The sequence below is a fragment of the Neisseria sp. HMSC073G10 genome (assembly GCF_001812605.1).
GTDB classification, from domain to species: domain Bacteria; phylum Pseudomonadota; class Gammaproteobacteria; order Burkholderiales; family Neisseriaceae; genus Neisseria; species Neisseria subflava_A.
Map to the genome: position 1 here is coordinate 423,405 of NZ_KV809536.1, position 20,257 is coordinate 443,661.

Annotated in this window: 23 protein-coding genes, 3 tRNA genes and 1 pseudogene (1 of these 27 running past the window's edge); 10 read left to right on the forward strand and 17 right to left on the reverse strand. The window is 48.5% G+C overall.

The window, feature by feature from the left end; genetic code table 11:
- Positions 1-7: 7 nt before the first annotated feature.
- The 3 genes and pseudogenes from HMPREF2865_RS10350 to HMPREF2865_RS10355 form a co-directional block, all read right to left on the reverse strand.
- On the reverse strand, positions 8-514 hold the full coding sequence (locus HMPREF2865_RS10350; RefSeq protein ID WP_063075566.1) for a phage major tail tube protein: 507 nt from the start codon (positions 512-514) through the stop codon (positions 8-10).
- Between the two features lie 86 nt (positions 515-600).
- Positions 601-966, reverse strand: a pseudogene (locus HMPREF2865_RS12440) (phage tail sheath C-terminal domain-containing protein); the annotation flags it as partial.
- A gap of 30 nt (positions 967-996) precedes the next feature.
- Positions 997-1,773, reverse strand: a complete 777-nt coding sequence (locus HMPREF2865_RS10355) for a phage tail sheath subtilisin-like domain-containing protein (protein ID WP_283120664.1) — start codon at positions 1,771-1,773, stop codon at positions 997-999.
- Between the two features lie 200 nt (positions 1,774-1,973).
- On the opposite strand from HMPREF2865_RS10355, the gene HMPREF2865_RS10360 reads away from it, so the two are divergent.
- The 10 genes from HMPREF2865_RS10360 (at position 1,974) to HMPREF2865_RS10405 (ending at position 8,898) form a co-directional block, all read left to right on the forward strand.
- Positions 1,974-2,192: a hypothetical protein gene (locus HMPREF2865_RS10360; protein ID WP_070647004.1), complete on the forward strand. Its 219-nt coding sequence runs from the start codon at positions 1,974-1,976 to the stop codon at positions 2,190-2,192.
- Positions 2,189-3,082, forward strand: a complete 894-nt coding sequence (locus tag HMPREF2865_RS10365) for a rolling circle replication-associated protein (protein ID WP_070647006.1) — start codon at positions 2,189-2,191, stop codon at positions 3,080-3,082. The genes HMPREF2865_RS10360 and HMPREF2865_RS10365 overlap by 4 nt, the downstream gene beginning before the upstream one ends.
- A 159-nt stretch (positions 3,083-3,241) precedes the next feature.
- On the forward strand, positions 3,242-3,511 hold the full coding sequence (locus tag HMPREF2865_RS10370) for a hypothetical protein (RefSeq protein ID WP_070583833.1): 270 nt from the start codon (positions 3,242-3,244) through the stop codon (positions 3,509-3,511).
- 87 nt (positions 3,512-3,598) lie between these two features.
- Positions 3,599-3,820: a hypothetical protein gene (locus HMPREF2865_RS10375; protein WP_070647008.1), complete on the forward strand. Its 222-nt coding sequence runs from the start codon at positions 3,599-3,601 to the stop codon at positions 3,818-3,820.
- An 8-nt stretch (positions 3,821-3,828) separates the two neighbouring features.
- Positions 3,829-4,131, forward strand: coding sequence for a hypothetical protein (locus HMPREF2865_RS10380; RefSeq protein ID WP_070647010.1), 303 nt, complete (start codon positions 3,829-3,831; stop codon positions 4,129-4,131).
- Positions 4,121-5,920: a virulence factor TspB C-terminal domain-related protein gene (locus HMPREF2865_RS10385; protein ID WP_070647012.1), complete on the forward strand. Its 1,800-nt coding sequence runs from the start codon at positions 4,121-4,123 to the stop codon at positions 5,918-5,920. Before HMPREF2865_RS10380 ends, HMPREF2865_RS10385 begins: the two co-directional genes overlap by 11 nt.
- Before the next feature lies 1 nt (position 5,921).
- Complete coding sequence (locus tag HMPREF2865_RS10390) at positions 5,922-6,203, forward strand: DUF2523 family protein (protein ID WP_070459371.1); 282 nt, start codon at positions 5,922-5,924, stop codon at positions 6,201-6,203.
- Between the two features lie 9 nt (positions 6,204-6,212).
- Positions 6,213-7,388 (forward strand): zonular occludens toxin domain-containing protein, encoded by a 1,176-nt coding sequence (locus tag HMPREF2865_RS10395; RefSeq protein WP_070647014.1) that lies wholly within the window; start codon positions 6,213-6,215, stop codon positions 7,386-7,388.
- Positions 7,388-7,570, forward strand: coding sequence for a hypothetical protein (locus HMPREF2865_RS10400; RefSeq protein ID WP_070647015.1), 183 nt, complete (start codon positions 7,388-7,390; stop codon positions 7,568-7,570). Before HMPREF2865_RS10395 ends, HMPREF2865_RS10400 begins: the two co-directional genes overlap by 1 nt.
- Before the next feature lie 380 nt (positions 7,571-7,950).
- Complete coding sequence (locus HMPREF2865_RS10405; RefSeq protein WP_070647017.1) at positions 7,951-8,898, forward strand: IS110 family RNA-guided transposase; 948 nt, start codon at positions 7,951-7,953, stop codon at positions 8,896-8,898.
- A 176-nt stretch (positions 8,899-9,074) separates the two neighbouring features.
- Here HMPREF2865_RS10405 and HMPREF2865_RS10410 read toward each other — a convergent pair whose 3' ends face one another.
- From HMPREF2865_RS10410 to HMPREF2865_RS12270, 14 genes are all read right to left on the reverse strand, one after another.
- Positions 9,075-12,476, reverse strand: coding sequence for a hypothetical protein (locus HMPREF2865_RS10410; protein ID WP_070647019.1), 3,402 nt, complete (start codon positions 12,474-12,476; stop codon positions 9,075-9,077).
- Positions 12,473-13,078, reverse strand: coding sequence for a hypothetical protein (locus HMPREF2865_RS10415; RefSeq protein ID WP_070647021.1), 606 nt, complete (start codon positions 13,076-13,078; stop codon positions 12,473-12,475). Before HMPREF2865_RS10415 ends, HMPREF2865_RS10410 begins: the two co-directional genes overlap by 4 nt.
- Positions 13,075-13,329, reverse strand: coding sequence for a hypothetical protein (locus tag HMPREF2865_RS10420; protein ID WP_070647023.1), 255 nt, complete (start codon positions 13,327-13,329; stop codon positions 13,075-13,077). Before HMPREF2865_RS10420 ends, HMPREF2865_RS10415 begins: the two co-directional genes overlap by 4 nt.
- Positions 13,330-13,348: 19 nt before the next feature.
- Entirely contained in the window at positions 13,349-14,089 is a 741-nt protein-coding gene (locus HMPREF2865_RS10425) for a tail fiber assembly protein (RefSeq protein WP_070647024.1), read from the reverse strand.
- Positions 14,090-14,120: 31 nt separating this feature from the next.
- Positions 14,121-15,647 carry a tail fiber protein gene (locus HMPREF2865_RS12445; RefSeq protein ID WP_070647026.1) on the reverse strand — a complete coding sequence of 509 codons (1,527 nt, stop codon included), beginning with the start codon at positions 15,645-15,647 and terminating at the stop codon, positions 14,121-14,123.
- Between the two features lie 16 nt (positions 15,648-15,663).
- Positions 15,664-16,245 carry a phage tail protein I gene (locus HMPREF2865_RS10435; RefSeq protein WP_070647028.1) on the reverse strand — a complete coding sequence of 194 codons (582 nt, stop codon included), beginning with the start codon at positions 16,243-16,245 and terminating at the stop codon, positions 15,664-15,666.
- Between the two features lie 3 nt (positions 16,246-16,248).
- On the reverse strand, positions 16,249-17,145 hold the full coding sequence (locus HMPREF2865_RS10440) for a baseplate assembly protein (RefSeq protein ID WP_070647030.1): 897 nt from the start codon (positions 17,143-17,145) through the stop codon (positions 16,249-16,251).
- A 9-nt stretch (positions 17,146-17,154) separates the two neighbouring features.
- Positions 17,155-17,481, reverse strand: coding sequence for a GPW/gp25 family protein (locus HMPREF2865_RS10445; RefSeq protein ID WP_070647033.1), 327 nt, complete (start codon positions 17,479-17,481; stop codon positions 17,155-17,157).
- Positions 17,478-18,101, reverse strand: coding sequence for a phage baseplate assembly protein V (locus HMPREF2865_RS10450; RefSeq protein WP_070647035.1), 624 nt, complete (start codon positions 18,099-18,101; stop codon positions 17,478-17,480). Before HMPREF2865_RS10450 ends, HMPREF2865_RS10445 begins: the two co-directional genes overlap by 4 nt.
- On the reverse strand, positions 18,098-18,367 hold the full coding sequence (locus HMPREF2865_RS10455) for a hypothetical protein (protein ID WP_070647037.1): 270 nt from the start codon (positions 18,365-18,367) through the stop codon (positions 18,098-18,100). The genes HMPREF2865_RS10450 and HMPREF2865_RS10455 overlap by 4 nt, the downstream gene beginning before the upstream one ends.
- Before the next feature lie 153 nt (positions 18,368-18,520).
- Positions 18,521-19,732: a tyrosine-type recombinase/integrase gene (locus HMPREF2865_RS10460; RefSeq protein ID WP_070647038.1), complete on the reverse strand. Its 1,212-nt coding sequence runs from the start codon at positions 19,730-19,732 to the stop codon at positions 18,521-18,523.
- A 172-nt stretch (positions 19,733-19,904) separates the two neighbouring features.
- Positions 19,905-19,995: transfer RNA gene (locus tag HMPREF2865_RS10465), tRNA-Ser, on the reverse strand.
- A gap of 61 nt (positions 19,996-20,056) precedes the next feature.
- A tRNA-Leu gene (locus HMPREF2865_RS10470) sits at positions 20,057-20,143 on the reverse strand.
- A gap of 38 nt (positions 20,144-20,181) precedes the next feature.
- A tRNA-Leu gene (locus tag HMPREF2865_RS12270) sits at positions 20,182-20,257 on the reverse strand; it runs 134 nt beyond the window's last position.

The window sequence follows — 20,257 nt, forward strand, 5'->3', positions numbered from 1 at the left end:
TATGTGTTTAGAGGCCTAATGCGGCGCGAATGCCGGCACGAACGTCTTTGCCGCCGATGATGAGTTTGTTCGCCATGAGGTCTGCTTCAAAAACGACTTCTCCATCGACGGTTTCTTTCCAGTAGGTTAGGGCATATTTGAATGTCTGCTCTCCACCTTCGGCCGCTTTGTCTTCGCTGCGTGTGGTTTCGATAATTCGGCCACGCGCTTCGCCGACCAGTGTTTGGTAGGTTTCTTCGTCTTCTTTGTGCAATGCGCCTTGATAGCGTAAGAGGTTGCCATTAATTTTGTGGCTGATGGATTTGAACAGCTCAAGATCGAAACCTTTGCTGGTCAGCTCCAGCTCTAATTTTTCGATGCCATGAATGACGGTAAATTCGCCCATACCGCCGCCCGGGGTATAGTCTTCGGTTTTGAATTTGATGTCTGGGCGTTTGACGGTCATGAGGACGCCGTCTTTGTTGAGTCCATCGGTAAAGACGTTAAAACTTTTCAAGATGCGTGGCAGCTGCATTGGGGTGTCCTTTATTACTTGTGTTTGGGTACCTATCCCTAACCCCTCTCTGTTGGGAGAGGGGAATTATTGGGAGGCAAGGTAGTTTAGACGGTGGTAGGTTTGAGGTTAGATGCGAATTCGATAACTCGGTCGGTCAGGTTGACGATAAAGCGGTCTGATACATGTTGGTTGAGTTCGATATTCTCTAAAGGCGGGGCTACGGTAAATTCGTAGTCGAAGGCAAAGATACCGCCGGCTACGCGTTCTTTTTCGATTTTTTTGGGGTCGATGAAGACTTGCGCGCCCAATAACCAGCCTTGATAGACTTTTTCGGCGAGCTTGGCATTGATGCTGTTGATGATGTCAATCATAAGGCTCGGGTGCATTGGTTTGTCCATTGCCCAGAGAAAGCTTTCGGCGATGGTCTCTTTAATTACGGAAGAGACACGGACTGTCGGTTCGAATGCCCAGGCAGGATCTGCAGAACATGTGCGGTTGCCTCAAACGCGGAAGCCGTTTTCACGGATGAGGGTGGTAATGTTGAGGTTGTTGATGGTATTGGCGTCGCTGTTGATGTCCAGAAGTCCGAAGCTGCGTGGGTATTTAAGGGCGGATACGCCTTGAATTTCGGTATTTGAAATGGATTTGTGCGGACCGATTTTTTGGTCAAGCATGGCGCGTGCGCCGAGGATACGGGCAACGGTAGCGGCAGTTTCTTGGGTTTTGGAAGCGCCGAAGGTCATGAATTCGTTGTCAATCAGCATGAGGTTTTTTTGCCCAAATCCGTTCTTATATTGGGTCAGGGCGGTAATATTTTCTGCGCCGCCGGCGGATGCATATACGAAGCCTTCAAGAGCGTTAGCGGTTACAACCAGCTCGGCGGTTACGTCAGCGTCGTCAAGTTCGGGCGCACCGATGATTTTTGGTTTGTAACCGGTATGTGCGGGAGCTTTCGCCAGGGCTTTGATACCTGCGATAACGTTTGCTTTCTGCTCCGGTGCTTTGGTTGAGCCGGGAACGCGGACTACAACGATTTGGGCATCTGCCTGATCTGCAATTGCGTCTAGGGATTTTGCCAAGGTTCCTTTGCTGCCTGCTTTATCAATCAGGGCAGAGACGGATGTTGAAAATATGGGTTTGGTAGCGGGAAAGACTGTGTCATCAGCGTCGTCTGCGGTGGCAACGATGCCGATAATGTTGGTGGCGATGTCGGAAATATGGCGCGCGCCGTGTGTGAATTCGTTGGCTGTTACGCCGTGCATGCGTTTTGCGGTCATGTGGCTGTCCGTTTCTTTGGGAATGGTCTGATTGTTGCTTTGCTTTTTATCGGTGGCAAGCGGTGGAGGTTTTGAGTGGGATTTTCAGGCCGTCTGAAGTTTTCAGACGGCCTTATATATTGCACTCCGTTAAGGGAGTGTAAATTACAAACCAAACCCCTTGACAAGTTCCGATTAACCGACTTTTCAAGGGGTCTGAAATGTCAACATTTGCCTACTACACAATTACACCGCAACCCGAAAAAAATCCCGTTGCCTACATCTTCCGCCTGTTTTCCGAGACCTGCGGAACCATCGATTGCTTGGAAACCAAAGCTTTTCCTATCCGCAATCCCAACAATCCCCAAATCACTTACGGCGAAGCCGATTTATACGGTCAATTAAGCGTATCCGCACTGATGGCGGAGGTGCAATCATGAATCGTTCAGCTTCTCGCAGCGCGGAACGCGCTGTTCCTTGTCTTAATAGTAACAACTGCATTGAGACCGCAAACAGCGGCGAAATCAAGCAGTTGCCAAGTCAGTATGAAAACCGTAAAGCGGACACGCTGAACGAGTTTTCAACTTCTTACAAAAAATCCACTACCGCCCTAGAAATGAACGTCAAAGCGTTCATCGAAGCCTTTGGCCTGAACAAAGTCGGCTTTCTAACCCTGACTTTTGCCGATGACGTAACCGACCCGAAAGAAGCGCAACGTCGTTTCCATAGCTTAAGAACCAACTTTCTAAAACGCCATTTCCCCGAATACGTCTGCGTATACGAGCGCACGAAGAAAGGCCGTATCCATTTCCACTTAATCGTAAATACTCGTGTCGATATACGGCGCGGCCTGAATTTCCGCGAAATCGCCGCAGGCAGATACAGCTCGGCCAATCCCACATTGCGCCAACTGTGGGCATTGCTCCGCGAAAACGTCCACAAATACGGCTTTGGCCGTACTGAACTGTTGCCGGTCAAAACCAACAGCAAAGGCTTGGCGCGATACGTATCCAAATACATCAGCAAACACATCAACATCCGCCTGCCAGAAGACAAAGGTTATAGGCTCGTGCGTACCAGCATGGATAAAAAATCCGTTTGGAAAGTGGCAAACAGCAATTTTGCTTTTGTGTCCAAAGGTTCGAAAGAGTGGAGACGCAAGCTAAAAAAGTGGGTTGAGCAGGTAGAAAGCTATCTGAACCTCGTGGCCAAATGGAAACACCGCGCAGCCCTGCCCAGAATTACCCAAGACAATTACAACACCGTCTTAGCCTCTGTCCTAAGCCCGAAATGGGCATTTAAAAACCGAGAAACCATCATCAATATGTAGCGAAACCCGTAACCGTTGATTTTGGTTCGGGGGCGGGATGGGCGCGAAACCGCACTTACGAAGTAAGGCGAACGGCGCAAGCCGTGTGTGAGCGCCCCTCCCGTCCCGCCCCCGAACCGTTGAATACCAGTAACCCAGACCTTAAAGAAAGGAAAAAACATGACACAAGAAACAGAACGCCGACAAGGTATGTTTGTTATCGCCTCTTTTGATCGAATGTTCACACGTGAACGCAAAAACCAAGACGGCACATTCAGCAAGACTCACTATGTCGGTCTGATTATCCGTTCAGACACGGAAACCCGCCTTTGCGAAGTTCGCACAAAACACCCTGAAAAGTATGAAGGCTACAAGCCACAGCAAATCGTCTCCATGCAAGTGTTTCCTCGTGCATTTAAAGACAACATCTACTATTCTGACGAATCATAAACCAGTTTCAGGGGTTCGGCGGTGTCCCCTGAATTGACCCCGAAACACCGCCACAACCATTTTTTTAACTCCATAAAGGAAAATATCATGAGTATTAAAACCAAATTTCAAAAAGCAGCCGCATTTGTAACCGTTGCAGCATTGCCGGTATTGGCATTTGCTGACGATAACGGCATGGTCGATGCCGCCAAAACAGAATTGGCTTCATTGAAAACAGGCATTATTGCCGTCGGCGCGGTTGCCGTTGCTTTGGCCGTTGCCGCCGTTTCCATTAGTGTTATCAAATCCGCAGTGAAACGCTCTGCATAAGGTGCAACATGGGTTATCAGGTCGGCAGAATCTGTCATGAAACGGCAGAGCAGGCAACAAACGAAGTGATGACTCAAGTCGTACCGACCATAGACAAAGACGGGGTGTTGCATCACCCCGTTTTTAACGGACAGACTTGGACTTATAACGAACAGACCGTAAAACTTCAATTTCCGCAGTGCGATAGCATGAAATATTACCGTTTCGGCGAACAAATCGGCACACAGATAATGTTTGCAATGATTTCACTTTTTGCCGTTGTCGTTATTGTGAAACTGGTTTTATGGCAGAGAGAAAGAAATGAAGAATGACACCCGAATCAGCATTTTTATTGGGTATGGTAAAGCCCCTAACATTAGCCGTCTTTTTGTATGTCTTGGCTCGCTCTTGGTCGTAGAGCAGGCATGGGCAGAAGTGGGATTGCCGCCGCCGGCACAACATCAAAATGCAGGTTTCCCAAGTGACCAAGCCCTGCAACGTCGTGGCTACGATCCAAAAACAGGCGTTTGGAAAGTTGATGTACAGAACAACGGCAAACCGACAGTAACTAAAAATGGCGGAAATATTAATGGTAGCCAAGGCAAAACTGTAACGGTTACAGGCCGATATGGCGAAACTGGCACGATGAATACGACTGTGAATCAGAAAGTTGAGTCTGGTAAGCTCCAAAAGGCAGCTAATACAATTATGATAGGTAATGGCATTGCAAATGGATCTAATGCCGCCTCCAGTTATGCCGCTGAAGTCGGTCGAAATATCGCGCAAGGCAATTACGGAGCTGCTGCCAGTAATGCTTTACAGTCCGTATCTCGATTTATTGATGGTGTATTTGGTGGCCCTATAAGTGGTATTGTAGATTTAGGTAGTAGTTTTGGTGACGGTTATTTAGAGGGTAAATATCAAAATATTTATAAACAAGCAGAACAATCTCAACGCCAAGCAGAAGCCGAAGGCAACTATCAAAAAGCAGTAGCAAACGCAGCAGCTAAAAAAGCAGCAGAAGCAGCACAAAAAGCGCAACAACAAGACCAACAAAAGAAAGAAGAACAGAAGAAAGACGAAGAAGCAAAAAAGAATCGAATGATTAAATATCAATTGATAGTAAATATAAATGGCAGTTATCAAAATTATGTTTTCTATTCTAAATTTGGAATTAATTTAAATGGTTCAAAAAGTAATTCTTTGGACGTCTTTTCTGATAATCTAGGCCGTTTTTCTTCTCATGTTGATATTGACATTCCTAATTCATCACCATCAAGGATTACTGTTAGCACTCCATCAGATAAACGTGTCTATGTTTATTACAATACATATAAAGAAGGTACAGTTCCAGAATCAGAAAAAGAGAAGATTGCACAAAATCAAAGCCAAGTAAAACCTGAAGATTTCATGCTGACACAAAAAGAAATGTTAGACATTCTCAAGCGTATGCTTGAAAACAATCAGACAAACCATGCCGAGTTGATGAACCAACTGGCAAAAATGGGCGTTATGAATCAATCTGCCGAGCCAAGCACATTTAGCCCTGATACCGCACTTAGTGCGCCATATACCCCTGAAGGTAGTAGCACCCCTCAACAAACAAGATTCAAAATGAATCAAGATGGCACTGTAGGCGTTGATTATGTTCCGCGTCCAGATTTAAAGCCAAACAGTCCAGAAGCACCGAATAAGCCCGAAAAGACAACACCGAGCAGACAGGAGAGTCCAGACACGCCAAACGCACCAAATAGCCCGAATTCGCCAAATACACCGAATCAGCCGAACAATCCGACAGGGCAGCAAAATCAAAACGAAGAGAATCAGAAACAAGATTTTTGTAAGCAGAACCCGAATACTGCTCAATGTATTTTGGGAGGAAAGTCGGAAGATATTAAACTACCTGAACAGACCATAGACCTGAATTTCAAGCCTTTGGACGTGTTCCAGTCTGACGGGAAGTGTCCCGCTCCCCGCTCCGTAGATTTCGGTGCATTGGGACAGGTAGAGTTCAGCTATGACCCGTTGTGCGACTTGGCGCGCAAGCTGCGCCCCATCTTCATCGCAATATGCGTGCTGACATGTGCCTATTTTGTCTATGAATCCGTAAAGGAATTGTGAAATGAACTGGGCATCATTGATAACAGGCGTCCTCATGTCCGTAGCAGGGCGCATACTGACCGCCGTAGGTTTGAGTTTTATTTCAGTAACAGGACTGAATGCTTTGCAGGATTATTTCATTAACGAAATAAGCCGTAGTATCGGCGGTTTCCCCGACGAAGCCTTGCAAATACTGTATATAGCGGGATTCGGTGTCATTCTGAATTGGATATTTGGTGCGTTCAGCTTCGTAATATCCCTAAAAGGCTTTAAAAAACTGTCTACCATCATTCAGTCGAAATAGGAAGAAAACATGTTATATCTGTTAACAGGCGTACCGGGTTCGGGCAAAACCCTGAAAGTCGTTTCCATGCTTGCCAAGCAAAAAGACTTTATGAATCGTCCGCTTTATGTAGACGGCATTCTTGACCTGAAAATACCACATGAAGAAATACCAGAAGGAGAAAGCATTCAGACATGGCCGAAGTGGGCACCGCCGGGCGCGATTATCGTTGTTGACGAATGCCAACGCATATTCCGCCCACGTCCTAGCGGTTCGAAAGTACCTGACTACGTCGCCGAACTTGAAACACATAGACACCGTGGTCTTGATTTCCTCTTGATAACTCAACATCCCCGTCTGATAGACGTCCATTTGCGCGGACTGATAGAACACCACACCCATTTCGGCAAGACTAATTTAGGACTGCGCCGTAAGCTCGAATGGACGACAGGCGGCGCAAAAGACCCTGAAAGCAGGGCAAACATCAGGGAAGCCCTAATCAGCGTGTATAGGCTTGATAAAAGCGTGTATGGGCTGTACAAGTCCGCTGAAGAACACACCAAAATCAGAACCAAGCGTAGCAAGGTTCTGTACCTGATACCCATCGCAATAGCCATGCTTGGTGGAGGTTTGTATTATTTCGCTTCCTTTTGGAAAAATATGGAAAAACCAATAGAAACAGCGGGACAAACGGCACAGGCACACGTTGCCGCGCAAGCGGCAAGCCCCGAAGCGCAGGCGGCAGCCGCTCCCGCGGCGGACGACGGCGCAGCGGGGCAGTACGTAGCCGCAAAGGTGCAAACGCCGTCAGAACCGCCAAAGCCCCATCTGACAGAAGAAGACTATCAGCCTCGTATCGCCGAACGCCCCGAAACCGCACCGATATACGACGGCATGAACAAAGCCGTAAAAGTCATGCCTTGGCCTGCCGCCTGTATCAAAGCAGAGAACCGCTGCACCTGCTACACCGACCAAGGCACGAAGATTAAAGACATCGGCAAACAGACCTGCTTGAACTACGTCAAAGACGGATTACCATTCAACCCCTACAAAATGCAGACGGCAGAAGCCGCAAAACCGACGGAGACCGCATACACGCCTGACCAGCCGCAAGTCTTGACAATGGGTGGAAAGAGTCCGCAGAATTTGATGTATGACGGATACGAAGATAAAGCCCTAAGTAATGAGGGCGGAAAGGTTAATTGATGAATTACGCATACATCCCAATTTTTTGGGTAATAACAGCTTTTTTTGTTGGACGTGCTTACGAAGTAGGCGGCATGAAAAAAGCATTTAGTACCTTTTTAAAATCGGTGGGTATTGTTATCTTAGCATCTATAATATATGTAATAATCTTTGCTGGTATGGGTTATTTAAATAATATCTAGTTATTTAAACACAAGTCAGGGGGAGGACGTCCAGAAAGATTTGTAAAGACAGCTTTATCGTCTTTATAAATCTTTTTGGATACCCCTTGACGCTCACGCACCAAAAAACGCTAAAAAGCGGGGTTGGTGCGGTTTTTTTGCGCCAACCCCTGCCACGTGGCGAACGTCGCCGAAGGCAAAAACATTTAAAGCCCCAAGCCCTGAACGTGAAACCAGCATTTTCAGGGCTTGGCGTTTGACGAAACACCAAGCAAAGCCCGTGACTTCGTAAGTACGGCACAGCTACAAGGCTGTAACAAAGATTGAAGCACGGGTTTTCTAATAACCTGAATTTGAACACTATCTAGGGCAAAAAGCCCGTATTCATAAGGCAAAACCCCATGTACTTAGGCATAGACGTATCAAAAGCAACACTAGATTGCTGTCTGATTTCAGACGGCCTTTTTTTTGAGCGTAAGTTCAAAAACAGCAAGGTTGGATTTCAAGAATTGAAAGACTGGCTGAAAGAAAACGGCGCAACAGAAAGGCTGCATTGCTGTTGCGAAGCAACAGGGAAATACTACGAAGCAGCAGCTGAATATTTGAGCAGATACTACCGAATGAGTGTAGAGAACCCACGTAAAATAAAAGGTTTCGGAACAGCCGTTTTACAAAGAAGCAAAACAGACCGCCAAGACGCAAAAACCATAGCCCAATACTGCAAAGCACTAGAACCCCGACCGTGGCAGAAACCCACCGAAGCACAAACAAAACTGCAAGAACTGACACGATACCAACACCGCCTGAAACGCCAAAAAGCAGCCGAACAAACCAAACTCCAAACCGCCCCCACCTACCTGCTCCCACTGATACAGTCCACCATTATCCATCTTCAACAGCAAATCAAAGCCGTTCAAAACCAACTGAACCAGTTTCACAAAGACAATCCCGACTACAAAACCCAAAAAGAGCGCCTGAAAACCATCACAGGCATAGGCGAAGCAGCGGCCAACAGCCTTTTGTCAGTTCTGATCCAAAAGGAACGATTCAAGAGCGCAGCGCAATTTGTAGCCTACCTAGGCTTAGACCCCAAGGAAAACCAGTCAGGAACAAGCCTAAAAGGCAGACCGCGTATTTCTAAGTTGGGCAATACCCATTTGCGAACAACCTTGTTTATTCCGGCTATGCACGCATACCGAAGCAGAAACTTTGCCAAGTATGTAAGCCGACTGCAAAAGAACGGCAAAAGGCCGAAAGTGATAATCGTCGCACTTATGCGGAAACTGGCGGTAATAGCGTTCACACTTTTGAAGAACGGCCAAGATTTTCAAGTGGAAAGATATAAATGAAAAATTAAACCGGATTTTCGCCGGCGATTTTTAGTCTACTGAAAAATAAATAAAAAAATAAAACGCAAAACCATTTAATATCAAACAAAACACCCTGAACAAATCAGGGTGCGTATTGTTGCAACTTTAAGAAATGTAAAGTTTATTGACTGTGAAATACACTATCTTTGTTTGTCTTAAGCGGCGGCGATGCCAAATCCTGTCATCAATGCCGTGCCTTTGTCGGCGGCTTTGGACACATCTCCTTGTACGATTTCAAACCCTGCCCTGATTCGAACTGTACGGCCTGTATTGGCAACGTGGCTGGTACCGATACGGATTTTGTCGAAAGCGGTATTCCAAGGTACAACGGCTATATGCCATTCACCGTAGGAATAGGTATTGCCTGCTCGGTTGACTTTGCCATCCACTGTGGCATTTTCCGGCATGCGTAGGGTAAAACCGTTTTCGCCATGAGTAGCGGTTACGCCGCCAACGGCAGAACTTTCGCCCGTCATCGGCAGCAGGATAAACGCTGCCCCTGGTGTGCCTCCTTTTTCAAGTTTGAACGGCATAATAACTGTGGTCGGAGTACCGGTTGCGGCACTAACTCCGCTACTTTCGATATAGCGGTGGCCTCTACCGTTTTCGCCTGCCTGTGCCTTCATGTAACGGATGTTGCCTTCTTCTCCAAATGCACCTACCCATCCTTCCGGCTCTCCTGCACGTAGTGCATTGATGATGCTCTTCAGACGAGCCTCACTATTGCTGCCAACGGCTTCGGTGGAGCTGGATTCGAGGCCGTTAAATGTGAATTTAATATATGTTTCTGGGGCGGCAGGTGCAGGCTGTTCATTAGTGGGTGCCGGCCGTTCAGGTTCTTCTTTAGGTGTTGCTGAATCAGCTTTTGGTACTACCGTTTCTGGTGTCGGCTGTGTGACTGTCTCTGACGCTTTGCCTGCTGTCGATGCTTTGAGTTTAGTGATTTCGGCCTCTAAATCTGTCAGCTTCGCCTGCATCAGGGTGGCGGCATAGTCAGTAGTCTGTGTATTTTTGTGGTTACGCGCACCTGTCCATACTTCTACTGTATCGGTCAGTTGGTTGTGCATGTAATTTTCGGCAACGGTACAGTTGTCTAATTCGCCGATAGGGTAGAAACCTGCACTTAGTAGGCCGTTTCGGTATTTAACTGTGTCAACTGTATAGGGTTGTCCCACTTCGGTTTTTCCCTGCTCGGCGTTCTTGTACGGGGTAATATCGCAGTGATTGCCGACAATGGACGAGCCGCGCAACTTGCCGATTATCATCTGGCGCATGAAGTTGCCGTCGGGTGAGTTTTGAATGTAGTTCCCGCGGATTTGTGCAGCCAACATTGTGCCGTAACGCGCTTCTGCGCCCACGCTCATGCCGTATGTCGATGTGTTGACGGTTGCGGTAGCCGTCGCACCCGTACCACCGCCTCCTTCGAGGGTTACGGTTGGCGGTGTGTCGTAGCGGCTGCCGATGCGGCGCAGCTTGATTTCGGTAACTTTACCGTCTTTCACTACTGCTTCGCCTTCTGCGCCGAAGGCTTCCGCACCGCCTCCTGTGATGATGACTTTAGGGGCGGTGGTATAGCCGCTGCCACCATTGGTAACAGCAAATCCTGAAACGTAGCGCATGCCGTAAAAATCGCCGAACGGCAGGGCAAACGTAAACTGGTTGCGTTCAATCAAAAAGTGGTTATGCCCGTAGTTGCATTGCAAACCGCGCGGGGCATAGACCGTATTGTCGTTAATTAGTTGACGGCAACGCAGCCACCATTTCTTCTGATTGCGGCGGGAAAGCACTCCCAATGCACCATTAATCGGATGAATGCCGATATTGCCGCTGACAATGGTATTCCCGGTAATTTCGATATTGCTGTCTTGGTAATAGAAACTGTACGGGTCTGCAATTTTGGAGGCGCGTCCGTCCGTCGCGGCAAATACTTCTTCGATCACGGTGGAAATGCCGTAGTACATGGCACGGCCACTGTTGTTTACGATTTTGACGTTGTTGCCGGTATGAATATCCATTACCTTGCGCTTGCCAAAACCGAACACGTTGTCGTGGATGAATAGGTTGTCCATTGGCAGGTATCGGGATGTGCATTGCTGATAACCCGGATCGAGGCTGACGGTGGAATTATTCCAGCCACGCACATGTTCTAGATGCGCATCGGGGTGTCCGACTACAGAATCAGGTGCGAAGATGCCGCAAAGTTCGTAGCCTGATACGCGGACTGCTTCCACACCGCAGGTATAGTTGTGGTTAAAGTATCCGCCCGTGATGCGAGTGTTGACGGCAACCATGCCTTTTTCGTAGGCCTTGGCGACTTCGCCGGCGCCTACATCCTCTCCGGACGGAGAACCATGTAAACCTGCAATTACTGCGCCGCCAGTGAATCCCCGTACGTCGAAGTAGCGGATTTCTGTGCCTCTGCAGTCGAACAGTCGCCAACCGTAACCGCGACTCCATACCTGACCACCGCGCCAGAGGCCGAATGTGGGCGCAACCGTGCCGTCATCTTGCGGGAATTGCGACAGGCCGTCTGAATTCCAGTAGCCGCCGACGCTGCGGTAGCGTTGGCTCGATTCGTCAATGTGCAGTTGGCGGATTTTTTCGCGTGTATATCCTTCAGGTTGTTGTACGCCTGATGTATCAGCCGAATTGTTCATGTAACGGGCAACATCGTGGGACAGTGTGGTGGTATTGAAACCTGCCTCCGCCGTACCTTTCAGCGCCATACCCGTGCCGATGTGCGGTTTTTCGCGCGTCCAGCCGTCGATATGCGGAATCCAGCGTTTGTCAGGGTCGGCCATGCCCGATGTGTAGCCATAGTCTTTATAGGCACGGGTGGTAATTTTGCCGCCGTGCAGAATGGTGTTGCCCTCGGATTTGCCGCACAAGTGGAACACGTCCTGCCCCATTTCTTCCACGCAAAACTCTGCCAACGAGAAGTCGTACACATTAAAAACGGAATGATGAAAGGTAATGCAGGGCTGTTGGCCGTTGACCGTCAGCTTCATGCCGCCGACGGAAATTTGCCGTCCGTCCGCGCCGTAGTATTCGGGTTTGTAACCTGTATTCTTCGTTACCGGAAAAAAGCCGCCGCGCGAAGAAATAAAGACGTTAGACGGTAGACGGTCGTACCATGCCTGAATCAGACGGACGATATTCAATGCGTCTTCTTTGGAAGGATTGTTTTTGTACCAACCGTCGTAAACTTTTTTGCGCAGTTCGGGCGTCAAGGCGTCCTCGATATAGAACTTGCCTTTTTCAATGGCAATCTTGGCAGCAGCTTGGATTTGTTCGCCCTCGAACTTGGCCTGTTCGGTAATAATCAGCGATGGTGTTTTGACATCGGCAAAGGCATTGCCTACCGCTTCTGATACCTTGGCAGGTGTAATGAGGTGGATGTCGGACGTATTGTCGTTTAGTTTCAGACGGCCTTCTTCGTCAAGAGAGGCGGTCACGTTTGGATTTTCTGCAAGTTTTTTGGCTTTTGCGGATTCTTCTTTTGCCGCCACTACTGCATCGGTAATTGCCAGTACGGCTTGATCTAATTTTGATGTCATTGTTTATTTCCTAATTTTTTATACACTTCTGCCAGTGTTTCGTCGGTCAGGTCAGTGGATGCAGCTGGATTCGGAGTAGGGGCAACCGGTTGTTCAGGTCTAGTTGACGGTATGTGTTCCGTGCCGTTGCCGTTTTGTGTTTCTTTAATGACCTCTTTTACGATTTCCCGTATTTTTTCAGGAGATACGCCGGCGGTTGGTGTGCTTTCGGCAGGGGATACGACGACTAGCCCCTGCTCCATGATGCTGACGCGGACGGGTTCGGTACTCTCGCCGATAATGCCGCTGACGTTGGTAATGGAGGGAGCAATGTAGATTTCTCCGCGCAGGACGGTACAGACGATTCCCCCGAAAACGGCGCGTAGGTCGTATTGGCCTAATGTCCATGCGGTGTTTTGAGTCAAGTGGGCGGGGAAAGTAATAATAATTTCTTGCCCGCTGACACTGATTTGGGGGCGTAGCTCTTCGCCTGTCTGCCCGCGGACAGTCATTGCCCATTGCGCGGATTTAGGCTCGAATGGCAGGCCTCCACCGTCAAAGCCGATTCTGAAAATACGGGTATCGCCTTTGTATAAGGTCAGGTTTTTTGTCTGGATGGTCATTTGAGACTTTCAGGGAAGTGGGCTTTTTGTTTTTCGCGAAGATAGGCGGCTCGACAGTGGCTCTTCTGCCAGAAAAATAGTGCGTCAACTGCTTTTCGGATGGCTGTCCAGTGACTTTTGTTTGCTTCGACATCTTTGCGGTAGAGGCGGCTGGACAGGGTCTCGTCCGGGTAGCCGCCAAATACGGCATTAATTGTTTGGTCGGCAGCAATGGCAAGATTCTTGAAGTAGGCTTTGATGTTTGATTTCATTTTCAGGCGGCCTTGTAAATCAGATATTGATTTCGGTGTTGATGACGTTGAGTTCGTCTAAGTTTTGGGCGGCTTCGATTTGTTTCTCGATGGCTTGGCGTTTGCCTGCAACGGTAGCGCAGAGGGACTCATAGGCAACGGTTTTGCGCAGGGCGGCGGCTTTGAGTTTGTCTGCATCTATTCCGCGCGATTGGGCAATTTGATCTAAAACGGGCGTGGCCGCGCTTTTATCTACCGACCATGCGCTGGCTTCAGCGGCCTGGATAGGCCAGCTCTGCACTTCAAAGGCAGGGAGGTCGTCCATGCCTGATTTTTGGGCAACAATGGTTTGGGCTTGACGGTTGATGGCGCGGATTAAAGCAGCCTTGGACGCGTTTAGAAATTCGGCTTCAATTTGTGCTTTTTTGTCTTGGTTTTCCATCCATTTTTCTCCATCCCATTCGTCAAACTGTGAGGAAGGTTTTAAAAATGTCAGGTCGTCTGAAAGGCTGCCGATTTGGTCGATGATAACGGCTGTGCGATCAGTTTTTCGGTAGGCAGTTTTGCCGCGATGGTCTTCGATGAAGTCCCAGCCTTCGCCGTTCCAGCGGGCGGCTTTGCCTGCGCTGATTTGAGGCGGGTCGGTGTCGATGCAACCGGCGGGAATCAGATAGCTGCCGTCGCGTGCCATGATGTCCAGATCGGCTGTGGTTTGGCCGATGTAGAGATGGTCGGCATCAAGTTGGCAAACGGGTTTTGTCCATTGGATGTTTTGGGTCATTTTTTTACCTTTCTAAACAGTTTAAGGCGGCTTATGCCTTGATGCATGCCAGCAGGGCGATATTTCTAGGACGGGTTTCAATGCCGCCAGCCGGGTCGGTTTGGCCGACAGTGTCAACCGATACGGTTGACGGATTGCTACCCCTGTCGGTGTCGGACATGCGGTTGACGCCGATGCCGTGGCTGTGGCTGCGGAACTCATCCGCCTGCCATGAGCCTAAGACACGATTTCTATCAATTTCTCTGCCGTCATCCCATGATCGGATAAATTCGCCGCGCAAGTCGGGCAAGTTGAAAGTGGTGCGTCCGTCACCACGGCCGTAACGTTCGCCGATGGCGGCGAACAGGTTGGCATAGACGGTACGGGATACTGCCGCGCCGTTTGCTTTTAACCATCCAAATGGTGGGACATCTTGGGCAAAGTAGGCGACGGCACCAACGGGGACGCCTACATTCATCACGTTGTTATCGACACGCGCAATCAGTCCGGGCGTGTCCCAACCGATGGCAATTTGATGATTCTGCCCGCCCAAACCTACTGCGCCTCCGCGTCGGATACTGTTGTCGTAGGCGGTTTTGACGGCTTTGGATGTGGCAAGATTGTCGGTACTGTCCAGATTGACGGCATCTGATTTGTCGGACATAAGGGCGATTTTGACATCACTGTATGTCAATGTACCGTCGTCTTTAAGTTGCAGATATTTGCTGCTCTTGGAATTACGCAAATAAATATCTTTGGGACCGGTATGGATATCGGCAGATTTTCCATTGCCGGATACGGACAGTCCCGCATTAAATACGGCTTTTGATGTAAAGGTTTTGACACCGCCGACGGTTTGGTCATTTGATAGCATGACGCCGTTTTCTTCGGTCAAGACGGTTCTCATGCCGATATAACGACCGTTGGCATCCCAAGCAGAGGTAACGAGCTGAAACGGATTGGACGACGAGCCGTATGAGAAACCGATACCGCGGGCGTGTGCGCCGTTCACTACTTCCGGATGGGCAATGTGGATTTCCATTGTTGGCAGGGTATTTCCGTCAAGCTGACGGGCATTGGATCGGTAAAATCCACTTTTGGTATAGCCTCCGGACTGGTCTGCATAGTAGTTGGTGGTGGCGACATTCATTTTGTCAGTAGCAAGTCGGGCGGCATTGGCTTCGACCCAACTTTGATAGGCGACGCTTTCCGATCCGGATACGCGCGGGAATTGTACGCGCCCGATTTCTCGACCTCCCGATGTAAAAACATAATTGAAGCGTGCGCCGTTTTCTCCTGTAGATACGGAGGCGGTCTCAAAACGCCAGTAGCTGCCGTCGCTATTGGTAAAACGGATTTTTTCCCATGCGTTGGTTTGAATGTTGAGCTGGCCTTCTATAACTTGCGTACCTTTATTGCCAATCTTGGATTCGACTTGGGTTTTAAGGTATAAGGTGCGGTTAGCTAGCGCTTGCAGGGGTTGATTGATTGGGGCATCAGTGCCGCCTATAACGCGGTCGCCTGGTTCGATGAGGCGGACGTTTTGGGTGTATTGGTTGAGTTCTTTTGCGTTGGCCATTTTTTATCCTTTAGGGTCAGGCTATGCCGAAGTTGTAACTACCGTCGAATGTGATTTCTCCGTTCCAATAGATAGAGTGGTCTCGGTAGTCGAGGCTGTGCAGTTCGCAACGGAGAGGGACAATTCGTTCCAACCATTCTCGAAGCTTTTGGGCTTCATTATTGGTAACCGGGCGGCTTAATTTAATGCTGTATTTCGCCCATTCTCCATTGCTGCCTCCGAATAGGTGTGTGCCGTCAAAGACGGCGTTTCCGTTCCAGTAAAGATTGGCGGTATTTTCGATGATTTGTATTTCTCCGTACCCTAGGTCACGGAAAAGGCGCCTGATGACGGATGGTGTCCCTTTGTGCTGATGCTTTTGAATATAGTTTTCTATCAGTTTTCGGCGTGCGATTTCGGTGTCGGTAATATTCCAGCCTTCGTCACTGCCTATGGAGCGTTCCCATGCAAGCCATGGTATGAATTCTGGAGGGCAACTGTCGGGAATGCGGCTTTTGGTAATGACTGCGAGGTCGAAGACAGTTGCCAGTTCTTGCGATGTCAGGCGTGCAAGGGCTTGCAGGAGGTCGGTGTTGTTGGTTGGGATGACTGTCGGCATGGCTTAGGCTTCTGTCAGAATGGTTTCTGTAATTTTTATAAATTCGCCGTCTGTACACAGGATGTCTTGTCTTGGCTCTATCAGCTCTACTTTTTTGACGCCATCTGTATCAAGTGCGCCAATGATTTTTGACAAGGCAATTTGTGCGCCGAGTCTTTTATGTTGCTCTAGCATTTGATTGAGGTCTTGAAGCTGGCGGGCTTTGACGATTTCTTTGTCTGGGCCGTCTTCATAGGTAATACGGGCGGATATGCGTATTTCTTTCGGGGTGCCGGCGTGGACGGTTACGGTATCGCAGAGTGGGCGTCGGATCTCGTCGCTAAGATAGGCATTGACGGTTTCAAGGGTACGGCCACTAGGTATGCCTTGGTTGCTGGATGTTTGGATATAAACAGCGACTGTTCCTGGAGATACTCTGACGGCGCGGGCATCAGTAATATCGGGGGCGGCATCAAGGGCATGGGCTTCGTATGCTGCACGAGGCCCTGCCGCTGCGAGTTTCTCTGGATATAACTGGACGCGCCGGCGGAGGTCATCGTCGGTTTCGTAAACGGCTTCTGTGGGGGGATTGGTGGTTGGATCGGCAGCGATGATGGTTTTCCGCTCTATGCCTTTGGCTGCGGCAAGGTGGTCAAGATCGCTTCCTTGTGCGAAGGCTAAAAGTGTTGCTGCAGCTGCTTGGTTTATGCGTTGACGCAGGATGATTTCTTGATATGCCTGTTGTTGAAGGTCGATGGTCAGTGGCTCTGATTCGAGTTTCAAGGTGGCTGCAATGGTTGGACGTATGCCAGCCGGGACGAGGGCGATGAGGTTCGCTTTTTTGCGCTCAAATATGGTCTCAAAGTCGAGTTCTTCGATGACTTTGGGGGCTGGTAGGCGGGTTAGGTCAATTTCTGCCATGTTTCTGCGTTATTGGATTTGGAATGTTTGTTCTGTGCCGTCGGTCAGGGTTGTGACTATGGTAATGGCTAGTTGTCCGTTGGCGGCGGCGGTCGGGTCAAAGTGTATGCTGCGCACGGTAATGCGCGGCTCCCATGCCGCTATGGCAGTGACGGCAGCCTGATGGCAGAGTGCTATAACGGTCTGGGTCATCGGCATATCTATCAGCTCTGGCAGAAGGCTACCGTAGTCTTCTCGCATGAGGCGGCTACCGATGCGAGTGAAGAGTATGTTCTTTATGGATTGGGCTATGTGTTCTTTTAAGCCGATGCCGCGTCCTGTTTGGTCGTTGGTCATCTAGGCTGTCCTGTTGTGCCGCCGCTGTCGCCCTGGTGGGTGTGGGTGGTTAGGTTGACCCCGTTACTGATGATGCTGCCTGATTCTTGGCGTATTGTGCCTTTGATAACTGCTGCCGCTCCACCTTTGCCACCACTTCCTGCCATGCCGCCCTGATATGTAAGTAGTCCGGTAACGTTTAGCTTGCCTTTGATGTCTGTCTCGGGACTGTCGATAGTCAGGTGTTTGGTGTGTACGGTGGCTTTTTCTTTGACGGTAATATCGGCAGTTTTGATGCCTTCGATTTGTAGATGGCTTTTTGCGTGGTTGTATTTAAACTCTGCTCCATCAGGCATGAGGATGATGGTTTCGTCTGGGTTTTGGGATGGGGCAGGATGTTGGGAGGTTGAGAAGCCGCAAATAATAATTCCGTTTTCGGGTTCTCCGCTGGGAGAAAGTATGATGCAACCTTCGCCGATGGAAGGTAAACGCCAAATTGATACGCCACCCGCTGCAGGAACAAAGTATGGCAACCAGTCTGTAATGAGACCGCCGTGTTGTGCGCGGATTCTGTTGGCAACAGGGTCGGTTTGTGAAACTGTGCCGATTTTTATGAGGTTTTCAATTTTGCGACTGGTCATGGGATGATGTAGTCTCCGATTTTTAGGCTTTCAGCTGCTTTTTTGCTTTCAAACATGGCTTTGCGGTCGAATTTCCAGCCGTATTCATTTTTTAGTCTGACGGTAATGAACCATAAGCCGCAAAAAAATAAGGGGCGGCTGTGGATTGCTATGACTTGGCAGGGTTCTTTGAACATGGTCTTGGTTTTGGTTTTGCTGTTTTTGGAAAGCCGCCGTTGTGGAGTGGCAACGGCGGCTTTTTGGGATGCCGTCTTTCCGGCTGTCATTACTCAACAATCACAAGGAACATATCACTTCAGATGACGATTTGATTTTGGCAAAGAGTGAATATGTGGGCAAGCAGATGGGGTTTTGGGTGGGTTTTTTAAGTTTTGGATATATAAAAAGGTCGTCTGAAAACTTTTCAGACGACCTCAAAACTATTTTATCCGATACTTTTCCCGTAATGCCATCACATCTCGACCAAGGTTTTCCAGCATTTCTCGTCGCTCCTCTAAAAGCTCTGATCGGTCATAAGCGCGTTCTGTCTTATCCGTAATGCCATGCGAAAGCAGTAATTCCCCTACATCTCTGCGAACCTTATAAACCTCCCTCAAATAAGTCCGTGCTAGACTCCGCAAACCGTGTGCCGTCGTATCCAGCCTCATTTTAGTACGAAGCTTTAGTCTGACTGTCTCGGACGACAATGGCTTGGTAAACCCTGAACCTTCAAATAAGAATACTCCATTCACATTTAATCTTAATGCCTCAAAATAGATTCGTGTCAAAGCGGAACTTAATGGGACAACATGCGGCCTTGTTTTCATCCGTTCAATTGGAATTTCCCAGGTTCCTGCCTTTAAGTTAATTTCATCCAGACGAGTTCCTGCTGCTTCCGACGGCCGCGTCATACTCAAAAGTTGCCAATAAATTAATAGCCGCGCTCGTTCCCCAATTCCCTTAGATGTTTCTAACTTCTCCACTAAGAGTGGTAGCTCATCAAAGCGCAGTGTATCGAAATGACGTTCAGGCGGCCTATCGAATACTTGTTTCCCAATAACACTGACTGGATTTATAGTGATAGAGCCATCTGCTACAAAATAATCAAACATCAATCCCAATGCACCTTTGACCCGCCTCAAATATTCAAGCGCCCCGCGTTCTTCCATTTTCCTTAAAACAGCTACTATATCTGCCGTCTTGATCGAACGAATATCCTTTCCCTTAAAAAAAGGTAGTACATTCAATTCTAAAGCCGACAGTACTTGCGCTGCATAACGCGGATTTTTACCCATCCCTTGTTTGCCACCTGATTTCTTCCATTTTTCAAACCAAAGTACCAAGCAATTTTCAAAACGAAACTCTGCTCCTACGTCCGCAGAAATTGCCTTCGGATCAGTTCCATTTCTGATTTTTTCTAACATCTCCTTTCGCCATGCCCGCGCATCTGCTAGTCCGAAACGTGGAAATAAACCCAGCGTCAATGTGTTCATTTTCCCATCAGGGCGGCGGTATTGTAGCCTCCAAGACTTAGAACCTGAAGGCAAAATCCATAGGGCAAGCCCACCCCCATCTGGTAATTTGTAAACCTTCTCTTTAGGTTTTGCTGTTTTAATTTGAGACAGGCTTAATGGCGTCACAATTTTTGGCATGAAGTGTTACTCCTTGGGTAATAACACATAAAATACCACAAAAAAGATAAAAGAATTGAAATATACCCGAAATGAATTTAAGGCAGATGAATAACAAAAAAGGCTAAGTTATTGATAACCTAGCCTTTAATATGCGGTTTTAGAAGTAATGAAAAACTTATAAAAATGAAAATGGCAGAGAGGAAGGGATTCGAACCCTCGATACGCTATTCACGTATACACGCTTTCCAGGCGTGCGACTTAAACCACTCATCCACCTCTCTGTGGACTATTATCCTGACTTGTTATCAGAATAATGTAAAACTTGACTGATTGATTTATCAGTGGTGCCCAGGAGAAGACTCGAACTTCCACACCCGTGAGGATACTAGCACCTGAAGCTAGCGCGTCTACCAATTCCGCCACCTGGGCAATTTAAATTTTCTTAAGCAAAGAAGCACCAAATTATTTGGTGCCCAGGAGAAGACTCGAACTTCCACGCCCGTGAGGACACTAGCACCTGAAGCTAGCGCGTCTACCAATTCC